The sequence below is a fragment of the Runella salmonicolor genome (assembly GCF_024158025.1).
GTDB classification, from domain to species: Bacteria; Bacteroidota; Bacteroidia; order Cytophagales; family Spirosomataceae; genus Runella; species Runella salmonicolor.
The window spans coordinates 35,665-53,845 of record NZ_JAMZEL010000010.1 but is presented as its reverse complement, the minus strand read 5'-3'; the positions used below and the strand labels follow the sequence as shown (position 1 = coordinate 53,845).

Here is an 18,181-nt window from a genome sequence, read left to right as displayed (position 1 = left end):
AATAATAATCAAAATTCTAATGTCAATTGGTGAGGTTTATTTACCAAATCGTTTAAACCACTCCAACAGCCGGTCTACATCGGCGCGCAAAAAAAGCTGGGTGCCCTCGTTCATGGTTGCCGCCGAGCCGCACGCCACGCCCCAGCGCAGCATTTCGGGATACGAAAGTCCTTGCGTGAGTGCCCACGTCATGCCTGCCACCATGCTGTCGCCTGCACCGACGGTACTGCGCTTCTGCACGGGTGGGGCGGGGATGTGTTCGCAAAGGTCTTTGGTCACTAAAATCGCCCCTTTCGGCCCCATTGAGACAATGACCACTTCGCATTTGCCGTCGCCGATGAGCGTGCGGGCGGCATCATCCACGTCGTCCATTTGGAGGTTGGTGGTTCCGACCAACGCTTCCAGTTCGCCGATGTTGGGTTTGAGCAAAAACACTCCTTCGTCGCAAGCGGCACGGAGCGGCTCACCCGACGTGTCGAGCACGAGCCGAGCACCGATTTTTTTGGAAATAGCCGCTACCTTTTCATAAAAATTGACGTCCATTTTGGGCGGTAAACTGCCGCTGGCTACTATATAATTGGCCTCAGAATGTTCTAAAGCATCCAAAACCGCCTGTGTTTCGGCTTCCGTGAGTGCGGCTCCCGGCATTCCAAAGCGGTATTGGGCGTTGGTAGATGTTTCGGCAACGACGAAGTTTTCTCGGGTCCATTCGTTGGTTTCGATGATTTTGGCGTCAATTTGCTCTTGTTTTACCAAATCCGCCAACAATTGCCCCGACGCACCGCCCGCCGTAAAGATGGCCAATGATTTACCGCCCAGGCGTCTGATGGCTTTGGACACATTGATGCCGCCGCCGCCCGCATCAAAACGAGGAGGGTCACACCGAAGTTTTTGTTCGGGTATCAGACGGTCAATGACCGTACTTTTGTCGATGGCAGGGTTGACGGTGAGGGTAGTTATGTTCATTTTTTTAGCTGATTCCATTCATCAATTTGTTTCAAAACATCCAAGCGTCCCTGTTTCGACACCGATGAGGTTACAAAAAATAACGGTAGTTCGTCCCAAGTTTCTAGTAACTTCTTTTTATAATCAGACAGGTGATTTTGCAGTTGAGTGGCAGTTAATTTATCTGTTTTGGTAAAAATAAGGGCAAAAGGTACGCCATTGCTACCGAGTTTTTCCATGAACTCCAAGTCCACTTTTTGGGGTTCAATGCGGCTGTCGATGAGGACAAAGGTACAAATCAGATTTTCGCGTTGGAACAAATAATTATTAATCATTTCGCCCCAGATTTTGCGGTCAGCCTGGGAAACCTTGGCGTAGCCATACCCGGGTAAATCAACCAAATACCAAGAGTCGTTGATTAGAAAGTGGTTGATTACTTGGGTTTTACCAGGCTTAGAGGAGGTTTTGGCAAGGTCGCGTCGTTCGGTGAGGGCGTTGATTAGCGACGATTTGCCCACGTTAGAACGTCCAATGAACGCATACTCCGGACGGTCGGGTTTGGGACATTGCTCGTTGTTGGCCGAGCTTTTGACGAAAACGGACGTTTTGATTTTCATGCTACAAAATTACGAAGAAACTGGGCGGTATTGCTCAAATTTCGTAAAACTCAATCGGTAAATCATCGGGGTCGGCAATAAAAAAGAATTTCTTTTGGGTCAGCTCATCCACCCGAATAGCTTCACAAGCTACGTTTTTTTGTTCTAAATAGGCATGGGTTTGGTCAATATCCAAGACACTAAACGCCAAATGCCGCAACCCCGCCGCTTCGGGCCGTGACGGGCGAGTGGGTGGATTCGGAAACGAAAACAGCTCAATCTGATACAAGCCATTGACGGCCAAATCTAGTTTGTACGAATCGCGTGTTTCGCGGTAGGTTTCGGCCACGACCGTAAGGCCAAGGATTTGGGTATAAAAATGTTTTGAACGCGTATAATCACGACAAATAATGGCGACGTGATGGATATTTTGGAGTGATAGCATAAACAAAATGGTATAAACCGATGGTTTTGTAAAGTAAACCACTTTTGTTCAATGCTCAAAGGGTTGGATAAAAGGGGGGACGCTAAGAAATAAAATTTGGTACTTGTTCAAAAAAACTCTTTGTGTTTTCGTTAAATCTATCCCTGATAGGCGTAGTTTTGACGTATTGAAAATAACATATCATTTACCTCCATGCCCAAACGCATTATTTATTGGTTTCGAAACGATTTGCGCCTGCACGATAACGAAGGCTTTTTAAAAGCCATTCAGGACGCCGACGAAGTGATTCCGATGTACGTTTTTGATACACGTCAGTTTGAACAGATAGACCCGCTCGGTATTCCTAAAACAGGTACTTTTCGGGCGAAATTTTTGCTTGAATCAGTCCAAAATCTTCGCGATAACCTTCGCAAAAAAGGTGCGAATTTGGTCATCAGACTGGGTAAGCCTGAGGTTGTCATCAGCGAATTTGCGCGTGATTTGGACGTGACGGCCATCTATACCGCAAAAGAAGCAACGCAGGAAGAAACCGACGTGGAAACTTCCCTTTCAAAAAAACTCAAGGTGGATAATATTGATTTTGAGGTTTTTTGGGGCTCTACGCTCTATCACCCACGTGATTTGCCGTTTTGGGTGTCTCGTTTGCCCACGGTGTTTACTGAATTCAGAAAAGCAGTTGAAGGACAATCGGTGATTCGTCCGATTTTTCATGAACCCGTGGCGCTGCGTATCCCCGAAGGATTGGAGTTTGGGAAGATGCCCGAAATCTACGAATTGATTTTGTTTTCGCAGCTTCCCGAGGCCGACCAACGGGCGGCGTTGGCGTTTAAAGGAGGAGAAACGGAAGCTCTTCATCGTCTTCATCATTACCTGTGGGAAACTGGCCTCATAAAATCCTACAAAGAAACCCGGAATGGCCTTTTGGGGGCTGATTACTCATCAAAATTTTCGCCTTGGCTGGCCTTGGGGTGTTTGTCGCCCCGCCAGATTTATGAGGAAATAAAAAAATATGAAGCCAAAAATGGGGCGAATGACTCGACCTATTGGCTCATTTTTGAGTTAATTTGGCGCGATTATTTCCGCTTTGTGGCGCTAAGGTACGGCACTCGACTTTTTAAAACTTCAGGAATTCAATACAATCTTGAATTACAGTGGAATCATCGTCGTGAGCTGTTTGATAAATGGGTTAACGGTCAAACGGGTGTTCCATTTATCGACGCCAACATGCGTGAACTCAAACGGACGGGGTTCATGTCAAATCGTGGACGGCAAAATGTGGCGAGTTTTCTGGCCAAAGATTTAATGGTCGATTGGACGTGGGGGGCGGCTTATTTTGAAAGCCAACTAATTGACTATGATGTGTGTAGCAATTGGGGGAACTGGAATTATGTGGCGGGGGTGGGCAATGACCCGCGCGAAAATCGTTATTTTAATATCCTGACGCAGGCTAACAAATACGACGCCAAAGGGGAGTACGTAAAAACGTGGTTGCCCGAATTGGCTGCCGTTCCAGCCGAGTCGGTCCATAAAGTGTGGACGTTGACGCCCGAAGCGCAGAGCCAGTATAGTGTCCAACTGGGAAAAAAATATCCGCTACCGATTGTGGAGACTGGTAAGTGGTTGCGGAAATAAAAAAAAACGTCGGCGAGGTTTCAAACCTCGCCGACGTTGAAGATTCTCTATACACTCAAAATTACCTCTTCAATCAAGTCACATGCCTCGTGGAGTTGGGCTTCGGTGATGACGAGGGGAGGCGCAAAACGAATTTTATTGCCGTGGGTTTGCTTGCACAGCAGGCCTTTTTCTTTTAATTGAAGGCAGATTTGCCACGCCAGCGGGCTTTCTTCGTCAGTATTGATCACCACCGCGTTTAGGAGACCTTTGCCACGTACTTCCTGAATCAAGTCCGTTTTATGTTGTAATTCCCGCATCCTTTCGCGGAAAACTTCGCCTAATCGCTCGGCATTTTCGGCTAAATGTTCATCTTTAAGTACCGAGAGGGCCGCTACTGTCACCGCTGCTGCGAGTGGGTTGCCGCCGTAGGTCGAGCCGTGTTGACCGGGTTTGATGGTCAACATGATTTCGTCGCTTGCCAGTACGCAAGAAACTGGGTACACACCGCCCGAAAGCGCCTTTCCCAAAATTAAAATGTCGGGTTTTACATCTTCGTGGTCGCAGGCGAGGCGTTTCCCCGTGCGGCCGAGTCCCGTTTGAACCTCATCGGCAATAAAAAGTACGTTGTATTTTGTACAAAGTTCACGCACACCACGCAGATAGCCCTCGTCGGGCACTACCACGCCCGCTTCGCCCTGAATAGGCTCCACCATAAAACCCGCAATGTTGGGGTCAGCCTGAAAGGTTTGTTCCAACGCCGTTAAATCATTGTACGGAATAATGATGTAGCCCGGCAAAAAAGGACCATAATCGTCGGTACTGTCGGAGTCGGTAGAGGATGAAATCGCGGCCATAGTACGCCCCCAAAAGTTGCCAGCGGCATACACGGTTTTGGCTTCGTTTTGGGGAATGCCTTTGACCAGATACCCCCATTTGCGGGTGAGTTTGAGGGCAGTTTCTCCGCCTTCTGCGCCTGAATTCATCATCAGGACTTTATCGTAGCCAAAATAATCGCACAGAAATTTTTCACATTCGCCCAGCACGGAGTTGTGAAATGCGCGCGACGTGAGCGTGAGTTTTTGGGCTTGGGTCACGAGGGCTTCCACGATGCGCGGATGGCAATGCCCCTGATTGACGGCGCTGTAGGCCGACAAAAAATCGAAATACCGCTTGCCGTCGATGTCCCACACAAAAATACCTTCTCCGCGCTCAATCACGACAGGAACAGGTTTATAATTGTGCGCCCCGTAGCGTTTTTCGAGGCCAATTAAATAGTCTGATTGGGTGATTTCTGCCGTCATGGGAGTCGATTGATTTTGTATTTTTTGACAATTTTCAAATTTGTCAAAAGTAAAATATAACTTATTTTCAATCAGAAATAAGTCATATTTATTTAAAATAGTAAAAATTAAAAGCAATTTTTATAAAACATTGCGGCTTTTTTTCTTGTTTTGACACTTGAATATTTTCAAAAAACCACTTACCAAAAACCTGACGAGTAAAACGTCAATCAACAAATCTACAACCATGCTCAAATACCTGACATTTCTGTCTTCTTTTGTGGCGTTGACTGCCATTGCGCAAGACCGAAGACCTACCACACCCACAACCCCGACTACTCCTGCTTCTCCGCCTCCCGCTGCGGCTCCTGCACCAGCCAAGCCTGGCCCTAAAGCCTATAAAGAAGTAATCACAGACAAAAGCAAAACCACGAAGGGATTATTTATCGTCCATAAAATTGATGAAAAATACTTTTTTGAATTGCCTGATTCCCTGTTGGGCAAAGAAATGATGGCCGTAACGCGCTTGTCGCAGTCTAGTACTACACCGGGTTCGGTGGGCCTGCCAGCCTACGGCGGTGAGCTTCTTAATCGCCAAGTAGTACGGTTTGAGAAGGGGCCTGAAAACAAAATTTTCATGCGTGCTGTGGCGTATATTAACGTAAGTGAAGACGCTAACTCGCCCATTTATAAGGCCGTACGCAACTCCAACGTTGACCCGATTGCGATGGCGTTTGACATCAAGGCTGTTCGCAAAGATACCTCAGTGGTGATTGAAGTAACAGATTTCTTCAAAGGTGAAAACGCCGTAATTTCTATGTCGCCCGTGGTGAAGCAGGCGTACAAACTAACCACCATTCAGACCGACCGTACCTACATTCAGAGCATCAAGTCGTTTCCGCTCAATACGGAGATTAAAGTGGTAAAAACCTACGGAGCCATTCCGCCGATGCCTACACCTGCTTCGCCCGTGCCGAGCCCGATTCCTTCGGTCAATTTGCCCGCTTCTTCCATTGCGGGAGCCGTCACGATGGAGTTGAATACGTCGTTTATTGCGCTTCCTGCCGTGCCGATGAAGCAGCGTTTGTTTGACATTCGGGTCGGTTATTTTGCCAACGGCTACCGCGTATACGGTGAAAACTCGCAGCGTACCGAAGACAAAACGTTTGTGGTGCGGTGGCGTTTGGAACCCAAAAATAAAGAAGACGAAGCGCGTCAGCGCCGGGGAGAATTGATTGAGCCTAAAAAGCCAATCATCTATTATATTGATTCTGCAACGCCCGGAAAATGGCGTAAATACCTCAAAATGGGCGTTGATGACTGGAATGTGGCGTTTGAAAAAGCAGGCTGGAAAAATGCGATTCAGGGCGTAATATTGGACGAAAAAGACACGACCATCAGCCTTGAAGACGCCCGCAATTCGGCCATTCGTTATTTTGCTTCCGATATTGAAAATGCCTACGGACCCAACGTTCACGACCCACGTACGGGCGAAATCTTGGAAAGCCACATCGGTTGGTACCACAATGTCATGAAACTCCTGAAAAAATGGTACATGACCCAAGCCGCCGCCGCTGACCCACGCGCCCGCAAAAATAAATTTGATGATGAGTTGATGGGACAATTGATTCGGTTTGTGTCGTCGCACGAAGTAGGACATACGCTTGGCCTGCGCCACAACTACGGCGCATCGACCGCCACGCCCGTAGAAAAACTGCGTGATAAAGAGTTTACAAGTAAAAACGGACACACTTCTTCCATCATGGATTACGCCCGTTTTAACTACGTAGCCCAGCCCGAAGACGGCGTAACGGATTTCTTCCCTCGCATCGGTGATTACGATATTTGGGCCATTGAATGGGCCTACAAGCCTATTTACGATACCAAAACGCCCGAAGAAGACAAGGTGGTTTTGAACAAATGGTACAAAGAAAAAGCCCTGCCCAACCGCCGTTTGTGGTTCTTGACCGAAACCAACCCCTACGACCCGCGCGCTCAAAACGAAGATGTGGGTGATAATGCCATGCTTGCGAGTGACTACGGTATCAAAAACCTAAAACGCATTGTGCCAAACTTGGTGACATGGACCTCCGAAGAAGCCGAAGATTACGAAATGCTTGAAGAGGGCTACAACGAAGTGGTAACGCAATACCGTCGTTATCTGGGCCACGTGACCAAGTACGTGGGTGGAATCTACGAAACCCCCAAAACCATGGACCAAGAAGGAGTGATTTATGAGGTTACGCCTAAAAAACTCCAGAAAGACGCGGTTACGTTTCTGAACCAGCAACTGTTTACCACGCCAACGTGGTTGTTGGATGCCAACATCATGCGCCGTATTCGTCCAGATATGGGCGTAGATTTTGTATCAAAAATTCAGGAAGCAACTTTGACAAGCCTCTTTGCGGCAGACCGCCTGCAACGTATCATCGAAGCCACCGAAAAAACGACGGGTGCGTATACGTTAGACGAATTGTTTACTGATGTTCGTTCGGGTATTTGGTCCGAACTCAAAACGCGTAAAGCTGCTGATACCCACCGCCGAAACCTCCAAAAAATCTTTGTAGAGCGGATGGTTACAACGCTCAACTTGCCAAGTGTGCCGTCGTTTGGCGGAACGGGTACGGCCAAAGTATTCGGTGCCGTTTTGCCACCTTCGGCCGACCCGCGCAAAGGAGATATTCAGACCATGGTGCGGGCGCATTTGACCCTGCTGCGTGGTGAGATTCAGGCGGCGATTCCAGCCACTACCGATAAAATGACCAAATACCACCTTCAAGATTGTCTTTTCCGCATCACGAAGGCATTAGACCCTAAATAATCGTTGTTAACGTTGCTTTTTGGAGGAGTGTTTCTTCCAAAAAGCAACGATTTTTTATAACCCATGGAAGAGCCCTTAGACGAATACGACCGACTTATTTTACAGCAACTCGAACGAGATGCGCGTAAAGCCTACTCGGCCATTGCCGACGACCTGGGTATTTCTAACACAATGGTGCACCAGCGGGTTGGGAAACTCAAACGCATCGGTATTCTGAAAAGTACTACCGTCGTGCTCGATGAGCGTAAATTGGGGTTTGAGTGGGGAGCTTTTACTGGCATAATGCTCAAAGAAGATTCCGATTCGGAAAAAATCATTGAAGCGCTCAAGCAAATTCCAGAAGTGACGGAGTGTTATTATATTACGGGTAAATATACGTTGTACATCCGGATTGTGGCGCGCAGCAATGAGCACATGCGGCGCGTACTTTACGAGAAAATAGACCACATTCCGGGGGTACTGAAAACCGAATCATTGATTGATTTCGGGGCCGCTTTCAAACGAAATGTCCCCATTGAGGAGTGAGCTTTTTACCATTTTCTAAACCTTACCTCTGTGCAAAGTACTTGGATTGGAGTAGACATCGGCACCACCAATGTCAAAGCCGTAGCCTTTGATGAAAACGGGAGCGTGGTGGCCCACGCCACGGGAACCTGCGTGACGTACCACCCCCGAAATCGTTTTGTTGAACAAAATCCTGACGAGATATACCGACTTTTTGTCCACGTACTTCGGCAGGTAACGGAGCAGTTGCGGCACAAAAATGCCACGGTAGAGGCCGTAAGTTTGTGCTCGGCCATGCACAGCGTCATTCCACTGGATGCCCATAATCATCGCCTTACTCGGTCGGTACTTTGGGCAGACAATCGCAGCGAAGCCCAAGCCGACGCCCTTAAACAAGCCGATATTTTCCCCAAGTTATATTCGCATACGGGCATTCCTGCCCATCCGTACGCCCCCCTGACGAAGATGGTTTGGTTTCGCGAAACCCAGCCCCAACTTTTTAAGCGTATTCAACGGTTTGTATCCCAAAAGGAATACATTTGGTTTAACCTTTTTGGGAAGTTTCAAATTGACTATTCGATGGCTTCGGGTACGTCGCTTTTGAACAACCGCCGCCTAAAATGGAGTGAAATGGCATTGGCTTATACGGGTATCAAGGCCACGCAATTGTCGGAAGCGGTGCCCACGTACCATATCGAAAAACTGACGAATCCCTCGCTTTGCCGCAGACTTGGATTGCGCTCCGGAACTCCCTTTGTCATCGGCGCAGGCGATGCGTGCCTAGCCAATTTGGGCTCGGGGGCTTTGGCCAAAGGTGTTTCTACCTTGACCATCGGTACCAGCGGAGCCATCCGTCAAACGGCCGCTACGCCAGCCCGTGATGAGAAAAGACGACTTTTTACGTACGTGCTTGACGAGACCCATTTTGTGTCGGGTGGGCCGACCAATAACGGTGGCAATGTGTTGGAGTGGCTTTCAAAACACCTCTTATTAAAAGACCCAAGCGAGCTGCTTGCTTTGGCCGAAAATGCTCCTCCTGGGGCCGAAGACTTACTTTTTGTGCCTTACCTGTTGGGAGAAAGAGCGCCCGTTTGGGATGCCCACGCCCGGGGAAGCTATCGGAATTTAAGTTGGCAACATACCCAAGCGCATCTGGTGCGCGCCACGATTGAAGGCATTGTGCTAAACTTGAATCAAACGCGTCAAATCATTGACAACCAACTTTCTAAAACCCAGATACTCCACGCCAATGGAGGATTTACGCAATCCAAATTTTGGGTGCAATTGTTGGCTGATATCTTCGGGATAGCGGTAAAAGTCAATCAAAGTGGTGAAAGCGGGTGTTTGGGGGCTATTATGTTGGCAATGAAAGCATTAGAAAAAATAGAAAGCCTTGAAAAGGGCGTTCAGAACTGTGTTCATTTTGCCGAAACTTACCATCCTGACCCCTCTAATCGACTTATTTATCGGAAAGTAAACAAAAATTTCGGGAAGCTGATTACTCAGACAAAAGCTTGAAAAAATGAGAAATATATTGGCAGGATAAGACTTTCGTCGTACGATTGGCGCGGTATTTGAGAGAACCAAATAAAATTCAAAACCGTTACTAATCAGTACTTAATCATTTCTGAAAACCATGAAAAAAGCAGTGTTAGTTACCCTATCGGCGGCGCTTTTGGTAAGTTTGATGGCGCTAAAGCCCCAAACTCCCCCCGCAGAAGAAGCCAAAATAAAATGGGTAACCTTGGAAGAAGCCTATAAACTTAACCAACAACAACCCCGAAAAGTGTTTATTGACCTTTACACGGATTGGTGTGGCTGGTGCAAGGTAATGGATAAAAATACCTTTAAAAACGCCGAAGTAATCGACTTTGTCAACAAGAAATACTACGCCGTAAAGTTCAATCCCGAGAAAGACGGTGATGTGATGTTGGGCAAAGTTTCTTTTAAAAACATGCTCAACGGCAAAGTCACGGGCTATCCTACGACCGTATTTATGAATGAAAAAATGGCGCTCATTCAGCCAGTTTCGGGCTACTTGGAGCCGCGTATGTTTCATCAGGTGCTGGCGTATTTTGGGGATAACAACCACGAAAAAGAACCTTTCGACCAATTTAAAGAAAAGACGTATCCCGGAAAATACACGGCGAAAGCACAGTAATTATCATTGTATACCATTGTTTTATGTAGTTTGGCGTGGGGTGGAGAGGTTCTTTCTTTAAAAGAAGATTTTTGAAGAAAAACGAACCTGTCCACCTTTGCAAATGTTTAGAGATTTTACCAACGCTATGAATATGGAACTTCCTATATATCAGCTTGATGCATTTACCAGTCAAGTTTTTGGGGGCAACCCCGCCGCCGTTGTACCGCTTACGTCTTGGCTGCCTGATGAAACTTTGCAGGCCATTGCTGCTGAAAATAACCTCGCCGAAACCGCTTTTTATGTTCCAACTGACCACGGATTTCATATTCGTTGGTTTACGCCTACCGTCGAAGTAGACCTGTGCGGTCACGCTACCCTTGCCACCGCTTACGTTTTATTTTCGATTGATAATTACGCCCAAGAGCAAATCCACTTTGATTCTCGAAGTGGCGTTTTGACGGTTCGACAGGAAGAAGATTGGCTTATTCTGGACTTTCCAGCTGATACGCTTCATAAACAACTGGTGTCACCTCCCGCTTTGTTGGAAGCCTTGGGGGACGTCGTACCCGTTGAAATAATCCGGGGAAAAACCGACTTTATGGCCGTATTGGAGAATGAAGAGCAGGTAAGAAACCTCAATCCTGACGTAATTGTACTTTCTACCTTACCCGTCAGAGGCGTGATTATTACCGCCAAAGGCCAAGAAGTTGATTTTGTCTCTCGCTTTTTTGCCCCTCAGTCTGGCATTGCCGAAGACCCCGTAACTGGCTCGGCCCATACTACGCTCACACCTTATTGGGCCGAAAAACTCGGAAAAACGGAGTTCAGCGCCTTGCAGGTTTCAAAGCGGGGAGGAGTGCTGAAGACCAAGCTGATTGGAGAGCGGGTCGAAATAGCAGGTCAGGTACGATTATACTTGAAAGGCACGATTGTTTTTGGCTGAAATACGCCTCACTACTTCTTTTAACCTAACAATTTTGTACCGACGAAGCAAGCCAGCGCTTTCGCTGACCGTAAATAATGCTTGTTAGTGGCGCAGATAAGTATATACAATTAGATGAAGTAAAATTCTTTTTATTGGTTTTAGAAGGAATGGGCCATTTTAAAGTGCCTAATCAGCTATTTTAAAACATACTTCCTCAGTAGGTATATTCTCAAAAAAATATACCGATTTAACAACAGAAAATACTAAAACATATCTTATATTCGCATTTCTACAATAAAATGAGGATAAAACAACTCGCTTTTCGGAATAGTGCTTGGAACCCTATATCTGAAACCCCAGCTTTTGCTGCTTCGCAAGCCCAATTGGTATTGGCTTTTGGTGAGAGGAAGTGTTTAGAAGACCTTCAACCTTATGACTATTTGAGGGGGCTATTTCCTGCCGCAGAAATTGTCATTAATTCTACATCGGGAGAAATATACCAAAACTCGGTACACGAGGGGACCATTATTGTTACCGCGATTGAATTTGATAAAACACTTGTCAAAACGACTAAAATTGACATCGAAAATCATTTTCAAAGTGCTGAGTCAGGAAAAAAAATAGCGCAAAATTTATTGGCCGACGACCTGACGGCGATATTTGTCATTTCTGACGGTGGGCGGGTCAACGGCAGCGAGTTGATAGCGGCCCTCAATGAACATACGGGCGATAAAATCCTCATTTCGGGTGGCTTAGCAGGCGACGAAGCCCGGTTTGAAAAAACACTCGTAGGCCTGAACGAAAACCCCAAAGAAGGAAAAATCGTGGGAATTGGCTTTTACGGAACACAATTGACCGTAGGCCACGGAACCATGGGTGGATGGGATGTATTTGGCCCAGAGAGAGAGGTGACTGAGTCTGAGTACAATGTACTCTATAAAATCGGCGAAAAAAAGGCCCTTGACCTTTATAAAGAATATTTGGGCAAATACGCCGATGAACTGCCCGGAGCGGCATTGTTGTTTCCGCTTTCGATGAGAGCAACCGCCGATGCGAAGCCCATCGTTCGGACCATTCTTTCCATTGATGAAACCAACCGAAGCATGACTTTCGCGGGCGAGCTACCCAAAGGTGCTTTGGTGCGGTTTATGAAAGCAAATTTTGACCGCTTGATTGATGCCTCTGCCAGCGCCGCCCAAAACTCAATGAGCCTTTTTGAAAGCCCGCCTGAACTGGCCATTTTGGTGAGTTGTGTGGGGCGAAAATTAGTGCTAGGCTCCCGCACCGAAGAAGAAGTGGAGGCCGCTAGGGAGATATTCGGAGAACAACCAATTATGACCGGTTTTTACTCTTACGGGGAGATTTCGCCCCTAAACCCCAATGCGCGTTGTGAGTTACACAATCAAACCATGACGATTACTACTTTCTCCGAAAAATGAGCGCGATTGATACCACAAAATTCCACCGCTTACTGAAAAAGCAAATCAATAAGTTTTTGACCGAAGATTGTTTGAAACACGAGCACTTTGGCCATTTTATCAAAGCGGTGAATGATTCTTACCTCAATTTTGACCGTGATAAAGAATTGCTCGAACATTCGGCGCAGCTTAATGACAAAGAGTACGCAGAAATCAACCATAAGCTCAAAGAAGAAATTTCGCAACGTAAAATATCGGTTGAAAAACTGATTGAGGCGATTCACTCGCTAGAAATTCAGGAAGGGATTCAACCGAGGGCTTTTGATTCCAATAATCTACTGGGATTGGTGGACTTTCTTCAGGTACAAATTGAAAACCGTAAATTGATTGAAGCAGAACTGCGCCAGGCCAAAGAAGCGGCCGAAAGCGCCACCGATGCCAAATCGGAGTTCCTTTCGATGATGAGCCACGAGATCCGTACCCCGTTGAATAGCATCGTGGGCCTTACGTATTTGATGCAGCAGGAAGATGTGTCGCCAGTCATGGCCGAAAATCTCAAAATTCTTCAATTCTCGACCGATAATCTTTACGTACTCATCAACGATATTCTGGATTTTAGCAAGATTGAGGCGGGCAAAGTGGAGCTGGAAAGGGTTCCGTTTGATATTAAGCAACTGATTTCCAACATTAAAAAAGCCAATCAAGTCAAGGCCGAAGAAAAAGGCAACAAAATCAAATTGATGATTGACGATGACGTGCCCGATGTGGTTATCGGCGATTCGCTTCGACTTGGCCAGATTATTTCAAACTTGGTGTCCAATGCCGTTAAGTTTACGGCCAACGGCAGTATCACCGTCGAGTTGTCTTTTGTAAAGAAAGTTGGAAATAAGGCCGTGATGGACATTTCGGTCATAGATACGGGCATTGGCATTGCCGAAAATAAGCAGGCGTCCATTTTTGAGAAATTTACCCAAGCCAATTCCGAAACAACCCGCCAATTTGGGGGCACTGGGCTGGGGCTGGTTATTACCAAAAAGCTGCTATATCTTCATAACAGCGATATTCAGATTGAGAGCCAATTAGGCAAAGGCTCGAAATTCTTCTTCACGATAGAGCTAGAAATCGGAACTGCACTCAAGAATAAAGCCGTGGAAGCAAACAATGAACTTCTGAACGAAAGCACCTTGAAAGGCGTAAAAATTCTGTTGGTGGAAGATTACCCCATGAATGTAAAAGTGGCCACTAAATTTCTGGAGAGGTGGCAGATTGTATTGGATGTAGCCGAAAACGGCCAAATAGCCGTTGACAAGTACGCCGCTGGCAAGTACGACGTAATTCTGATGGATATTCAAATGCCACAAATGGATGGATATACTGCCACGCAGAAAATCAGAGAAATGGACATGAATATTCCCATCATTGCCCTAACGGCCTCGGCCACGTTGAGCAATCAAGACCGGGCGTTTTTGGTAGGAATGAACGACTACGTCACAAAACCTTTCAATCCCAAAGAGTTATTTCAGAAAATAGCGAAGTATAGTAGCCGAATCTAACATAACTTGCTGATTATAAATCCCTCCATGAAAAGCGCATCGAATTTCGGTGCGCTTTTCATGGTTTAAGGGCGCCTGCGTGGGTAGTACTTATGCAATGATTTTGCGTAAGCAGGTATGTATAGGATAGTATTTAAGACACTTTTTAGAAATATTTGAATATAGTTTTGGCTCTTATTGAGAAGTACGACAATTGCTTTCAAAGCCTATAACAATCCACAAATACGAAATACATAAACCTTTCAACCACCAATTCAAATGATAAAAAAACACAGTTTCAACTATTTTCACCTAGGATTAATCCTGTCCGTATTGTTGTGGACAAGTTGTAAAGTATCGACCACGGGTCAAGGAAAAAAAGCGGAAGGCCGCTCCGATGGATTTGTTCAGATATTTGACGGCAAAACGCTGAACGGTTGGGAGGGTGACCCTACCTACTGGCGCGTTGAAAACGGAAATTTAGTGGGAGAAATCACCCCGACTACTTTGCTTAAAACCAATTCTTTTATCATCTGGAAAGGTGGTGAGCCTGCCGATTTTGAATTGAAAGGTGAATTTAACATCACCAAGGCAGGTAATTCAGGCATTAACTACCGCAGCGACCGCCTAACGGATATCCCTTTTGCGTTGCGCGGGTATCAGGCAGATATCGACGGTAACAACCGCTATACTGGCCAAAATTATGAAGAGCGTAAAAGAACAACGCTGGCCTATCGCGGACAAAAAACGTCTATTAATCCCCAAACGGGCACTTTCACTCCCGAAGCCGTACGCGCTAAAGTAAAAAGCAACGCATGGACCGATTTGAGCGTAACCGGCTCGCTCGGAAGTTCAGATTCGTTGAAGACCTTGATTAAAAGCGAAGACTGGAATGAGTTCCACCTGATTGTCAAAGGAAACCGCCTCCAACATTATATAAATGGCGTTTTAATGAGTGAGGTCGTGGACAATGATGCAGTAAATGGCAAGTCAAAGGGACTTCTAGGGGTACAAGTACACGTGGGTCCTCCCATGAAAGTACAGTATCGGAATCTTCGTTTAAAGCAACTCTAGTATCCCATGAATAAAATTGGATTTAATGTGCTGGCTTGGTCGGCAGGAATGTCAGAAGAATTATTCCCCATTATTGAGCGTTTAAAAGAAATTGGTTACGACGGGGTGGAGTTTTTTGTGGGCTCTCCCGAAGAAAGTGCGTATAAGCAGGTAGGTGATTTTACCCGTGGCCTAGGTTTGGAAACAACCACCGTCACCGTTGTAAGTCCTGACATGAATCCCATAAGCGACTCAGCAACGGTGCGTGCCAAGGGACTTGACCGCATCAAATGGGCGATTGACCGTTCGCATGATTTGAATTCACGCGTTTTGTGCGGGCCTTTTCACTCGGCTCACGCCCATTTTGCGGCGCATGAGCCGTATGAGCAAGAATATGGCTGGGCGGCCGAAGTGCTGCACGCAGCGGGCGAACACGCCGCCCAAGCCGATGTGGTGCTGGCGCTGGAAGCCCTCAACCGTTTTGAGTGTTATTTGTGCAACACCATGGCCCAGTTGAGTAAGTTGGTTACGTTGGCCGATCATTCACACGTACGGGCCATGTTTGACACGCACCACGCCAACGTAGAAGAAAAGAAATATGGTCAGGCGCTCCAAACCATCTCGCCCGTGCTGAGCCACGTCCACATCAGTGAAAACGACCGAGGTACGCCCGGCGACGGACACATCCCTTGGAATGATGCCTTTGCGGGATTGGCGGCGATTAACTACAAGGGTTGGCTTACGATTGAGGCGTTTTCCCGCAATGACCCTGGTTTTGCCAACGCCATCAACGTGTGGAGAGAATACAACGACCCTTGGCACATCGCCGAGCATGGTCTGAAGTTTATTCAACAAATGTGTATCAAACACAATCTGTGATTTTGATGAGCCTCTGACCCTTATTTCTACACTTTTATGAAAAACAGAAAGCATTTAATACTGTTGTGCAGTATTGTTTTTTTTGTTGTCGGGTTTACGCCCGTCAAAAAAACAGCATCTCAGGAAGATGTAAACAAATATCGCATTGTTTACAAAGGCGAAAAAGGGCCTGGACGCGGGAAAAACATCGTTTTTATTACGTCTGACCACGAATACCGGAGCGAAGAATCTTTGCCGGCACTGGCCCGAATTTTGGCCAAGCGCTATGGGTTTACGTGTACGGTGGTTTTTGGCCTCGACGACAACGGTTTTATTTTGCCGGGTAGTTCCAACCTGAAAGGACTGGATGTATTAGATAAAGCGGATTTAATGGTGCTGTTTACTCGCTTCTCTAACTTCGGGGACGAAGAAATGCAACACTTCGATAAATACATCCGGCGCGGTGGTCCTATTGTTGCTTTTCGTACCGCCACGCACGCTTTTAGCAATAAAGGAAATGCCAAATGGGGGCATTATTCGTGGGATTATAAAGGCGAAAAAAGTGAGTGGAAAGATGGTTTTGGTGAGTTAGTATTGGGTGAAACTTGGGTTTCGCACTATGGCACCAACCACAAACAGGCCTCGAAACTAATTCCCGAAGAAGCACAAAAAGAACACCCGATTTTGCGGGGTGTGAAAGACATGCTGGCGCAATCGGGCGGCTATACGGCTTATCCGAAAAACGCCACGGTGATTGCACGCGGACAAGTCCTGAACGGCATGACGGCCGATGCGGAGCCTGACAAAACCAAAGAGCTCCTGCCTGTGGCGTGGGTACGCACCTATTCCATCGACTCAGGACCGTCGGGGCGGGTTTTTGCCACTACCCACGGTGCTTCGGAAGATTTATTGAGCGAAGGTTTTCGGCGTATGGCCCTGAATGCCGCTTTTTGGGCGCTGGGCATGGAAAAACAAATCAAAGCCAACAATAATATTGATTTTGTGGGGCCGTACAAGCCAACCACGTTCAATTTCAATGGGTACAAAGCCAACGTCAAGCCTGCCGATTTGGCGGGCTGGGATTCGTTGATTATGCCGGGCGAAGTCGTAAAGAAGAAATAAAATCACATCATTTAGTTACTAAAGTATTACAACGAATATGTCAGAAAAACTTCCTTTTCGCTTTGGCTCAGAGGTTTATACCTGGTTTATGAGCGGCAATGGCACTACACACCAAGGGCGCTTGGGCCACATGATTGAAATCATTGCGCAGGCGGGATTTACGGGGATTCAGCCCATTTTTACGTGGATGGGCGAGCTAGTTGACCCCGACCGCTTGGAAGCTAAATTGAAAGAACAGGGTATCGAATTGGCTGCCGTGGCCTTGGCGCTGGAATGGAACGGAACCGAAGAAACCCACAACGAACGTCTGATTGCCAACAATGCCATCAGTTTGTTGGAGCGTTTTCCGGGAGCAATGCTCAACACCGTCCAAATCCCTACGGGTCGGCATGATTTGGAAGCGCGTCGTCGCAGTTTGGTCAACATCGTCAATACGGTTTCGGCCCGAGCCAAAGAGAAAGGCGTGCCGTGTAGTTTTCACCCAAACTCTCCGCATACCTCCATCATTCGTACCGAAGAAGATTATAAAGTGGTACTGGAGTCGTTGGATACGACCGTGACGGGCTGGACGCCGGACGTGGGCCACATCATCAACGGCGGTATGGACCCGCTCGAAAAGATGAAAGAGTATGCTTCTTTAATCAATCACGTGCATTACAAAGACTGGGATGGCAATCCTGAATTTGCGTTGATGGGTAAAGGAAAAGTGGATTTATTATCCATTACCCAATGGTTGAAAGATACCAATTACGGCGGCTGGATTATCTGCGAAGACGAAGGTATTGAGGCGCTGGAAGATCCCGATTTTGTGACTTTACACGACGGTCGTTGGATTCAGAATGAATTAATTCCGGGCTTAAAATAAGAAAATGCGGTCCACGATATTTAGGCAATAGTTTTTGGGTTTCAACCGCCTAGGCGGTTT

16 protein-coding genes are annotated in these 18,181 nt (G+C 46.8%); 12 read left to right on the top strand and 4 right to left on the bottom strand.

Features of this window, described 5'->3' with window-relative positions; all coding sequences use genetic code 11:
* Positions 1-36 precede the first annotated feature (36 nt).
* The 3 genes from NCI00_RS20925 to gloA2 are packed head-to-tail and all read right to left on the bottom strand — an operon-like array spanning position 37 to position 1,986.
* Positions 37-984 carry a 1-phosphofructokinase family hexose kinase gene (locus NCI00_RS20925; RefSeq protein ID WP_253530866.1) on the bottom strand — a complete coding sequence of 316 codons (948 nt, stop codon included), beginning with the start codon at positions 982-984 and terminating at the stop codon, positions 37-39.
* Positions 963-1,562, bottom strand: coding sequence for a ribosome biogenesis GTP-binding protein YihA/YsxC (yihA, locus tag NCI00_RS20920; protein WP_253530865.1), 600 nt, complete (start codon positions 1,560-1,562; stop codon positions 963-965). Before yihA ends, NCI00_RS20925 begins: the two co-directional genes overlap by 22 nt.
* A gap of 34 nt (positions 1,563-1,596) precedes the next feature.
* Entirely contained in the window at positions 1,597-1,986 is a 390-nt protein-coding gene (gene gloA2 / locus NCI00_RS20915; RefSeq protein WP_253530864.1) for an SMU1112c/YaeR family gloxylase I-like metalloprotein, read from the bottom strand.
* 192 nt (positions 1,987-2,178) lie between these two features.
* On the opposite strand from gloA2, the gene NCI00_RS20910 reads away from it, so the two are divergent.
* The gene (locus tag NCI00_RS20910; protein WP_253530863.1) at positions 2,179-3,618 is read left to right on the top strand and encodes a DASH family cryptochrome; all 1,440 of its coding nucleotides are present in this window, start codon (positions 2,179-2,181) and stop codon (positions 3,616-3,618) included.
* 47 nt (positions 3,619-3,665) lie between these two features.
* On the opposite strand, the gene rocD is transcribed toward NCI00_RS20910, so the two are convergent.
* The gene (rocD, locus tag NCI00_RS20905; protein ID WP_253530862.1) at positions 3,666-4,901 is read right to left on the bottom strand and encodes an ornithine--oxo-acid transaminase; all 1,236 of its coding nucleotides are present in this window, start codon (positions 4,899-4,901) and stop codon (positions 3,666-3,668) included.
* Positions 4,902-5,127: 226 nt separating this feature from the next.
* Here rocD and NCI00_RS20900 point away from each other — a divergent pair, with 226 nt between their 5' ends.
* From NCI00_RS20900 to NCI00_RS20850, 11 genes are all read left to right on the top strand, one after another.
* A complete protein-coding gene (locus tag NCI00_RS20900; protein WP_253530861.1) occupies positions 5,128-7,701 on the top strand; it encodes a zinc-dependent metalloprotease in 2,574 nt (857 codons plus the stop codon).
* Positions 7,702-7,764: 63 nt separating this feature from the next.
* The gene (locus NCI00_RS20895) at positions 7,765-8,226 is read left to right on the top strand and encodes an Lrp/AsnC family transcriptional regulator (RefSeq protein ID WP_114069031.1); all 462 of its coding nucleotides are present in this window, start codon (positions 7,765-7,767) and stop codon (positions 8,224-8,226) included.
* Between the two features lie 30 nt (positions 8,227-8,256).
* On the top strand, positions 8,257-9,723 hold the full coding sequence (locus NCI00_RS29510) for a gluconokinase (protein WP_253530860.1): 1,467 nt from the start codon (positions 8,257-8,259) through the stop codon (positions 9,721-9,723).
* Positions 9,724-9,841: 118 nt separating this feature from the next.
* Positions 9,842-10,366, top strand: a complete 525-nt coding sequence (locus NCI00_RS20885; protein ID WP_253530859.1) for a thioredoxin family protein — start codon at positions 9,842-9,844, stop codon at positions 10,364-10,366.
* A gap of 133 nt (positions 10,367-10,499) precedes the next feature.
* Complete coding sequence (locus NCI00_RS20880; RefSeq protein WP_253530858.1) at positions 10,500-11,291, top strand: PhzF family protein; 792 nt, start codon at positions 10,500-10,502, stop codon at positions 11,289-11,291.
* A gap of 281 nt (positions 11,292-11,572) precedes the next feature.
* Positions 11,573-12,712, top strand: coding sequence for an FIST signal transduction protein (locus NCI00_RS20875; protein ID WP_253530857.1), 1,140 nt, complete (start codon positions 11,573-11,575; stop codon positions 12,710-12,712).
* The gene (locus NCI00_RS20870; RefSeq protein WP_253530856.1) at positions 12,709-14,244 is read left to right on the top strand and encodes a response regulator; all 1,536 of its coding nucleotides are present in this window, start codon (positions 12,709-12,711) and stop codon (positions 14,242-14,244) included. The genes NCI00_RS20875 and NCI00_RS20870 overlap by 4 nt, the downstream gene beginning before the upstream one ends.
* Positions 14,245-14,502: 258 nt before the next feature.
* Positions 14,503-15,297: a 3-keto-disaccharide hydrolase gene (locus NCI00_RS20865; protein WP_253530855.1), complete on the top strand. Its 795-nt coding sequence runs from the start codon at positions 14,503-14,505 to the stop codon at positions 15,295-15,297.
* A 6-nt stretch (positions 15,298-15,303) separates the two neighbouring features.
* Positions 15,304-16,155 carry a sugar phosphate isomerase/epimerase family protein gene (locus NCI00_RS20860; protein ID WP_253530853.1) on the top strand — a complete coding sequence of 284 codons (852 nt, stop codon included), beginning with the start codon at positions 15,304-15,306 and terminating at the stop codon, positions 16,153-16,155.
* Between the two features lie 36 nt (positions 16,156-16,191).
* Positions 16,192-17,256, top strand: coding sequence for a ThuA domain-containing protein (locus NCI00_RS20855; protein WP_253530850.1), 1,065 nt, complete (start codon positions 16,192-16,194; stop codon positions 17,254-17,256).
* 37 nt (positions 17,257-17,293) lie between these two features.
* Positions 17,294-18,121 carry a sugar phosphate isomerase/epimerase family protein gene (locus NCI00_RS20850; protein ID WP_253530848.1) on the top strand — a complete coding sequence of 276 codons (828 nt, stop codon included), beginning with the start codon at positions 17,294-17,296 and terminating at the stop codon, positions 18,119-18,121.
* Positions 18,122-18,181: the final 60 nt, after the last annotated feature.

Excerpts from the sequence above, each read along its gene's own strand:
- NCI00_RS20875 (WP_253530857.1), top strand. The coding sequence starts at position 11,573 with ATGAGGATAAAACAACTCGCTTTTCGGAATAGTGCTTGGAACCCTATA.
- NCI00_RS20925 (WP_253530866.1), bottom strand. The coding sequence starts at position 984 with ATGGAATCAGCTAAAAAAATGAACATAACTACCCTCACCGTCAACCCT.
- NCI00_RS20865 (WP_253530855.1), top strand. The coding sequence starts at position 14,503 with ATGATAAAAAAACACAGTTTCAACTATTTTCACCTAGGATTAATCCTG.
- NCI00_RS20885 (WP_253530859.1), top strand. The coding sequence starts at position 9,842 with ATGAAAAAAGCAGTGTTAGTTACCCTATCGGCGGCGCTTTTGGTAAGT.
- NCI00_RS20880 (WP_253530858.1), top strand. The coding sequence starts at position 10,500 with ATGGAACTTCCTATATATCAGCTTGATGCATTTACCAGTCAAGTTTTT.
- NCI00_RS20910 (WP_253530863.1), top strand. The coding sequence starts at position 2,179 with ATGCCCAAACGCATTATTTATTGGTTTCGAAACGATTTGCGCCTGCAC.
- yihA (WP_253530865.1), bottom strand. The coding sequence starts at position 1,562 with ATGAAAATCAAAACGTCCGTTTTCGTCAAAAGCTCGGCCAACAACGAG.
- gloA2 (WP_253530864.1), bottom strand. The coding sequence starts at position 1,986 with ATGCTATCACTCCAAAATATCCATCACGTCGCCATTATTTGTCGTGAT.
- NCI00_RS20860 (WP_253530853.1), top strand. The coding sequence starts at position 15,304 with ATGAATAAAATTGGATTTAATGTGCTGGCTTGGTCGGCAGGAATGTCA.
- NCI00_RS20850 (WP_253530848.1), top strand. The coding sequence starts at position 17,294 with ATGTCAGAAAAACTTCCTTTTCGCTTTGGCTCAGAGGTTTATACCTGG.
- NCI00_RS20855 (WP_253530850.1), top strand. The coding sequence starts at position 16,192 with ATGAAAAACAGAAAGCATTTAATACTGTTGTGCAGTATTGTTTTTTTT.
- NCI00_RS20870 (WP_253530856.1), top strand. The coding sequence starts at position 12,709 with ATGAGCGCGATTGATACCACAAAATTCCACCGCTTACTGAAAAAGCAA.
- NCI00_RS20900 (WP_253530861.1), top strand. The coding sequence starts at position 5,128 with ATGCTCAAATACCTGACATTTCTGTCTTCTTTTGTGGCGTTGACTGCC.
- NCI00_RS20895 (WP_114069031.1), top strand. The coding sequence starts at position 7,765 with ATGGAAGAGCCCTTAGACGAATACGACCGACTTATTTTACAGCAACTC.
- rocD (WP_253530862.1), bottom strand. The coding sequence starts at position 4,901 with ATGACGGCAGAAATCACCCAATCAGACTATTTAATTGGCCTCGAAAAA.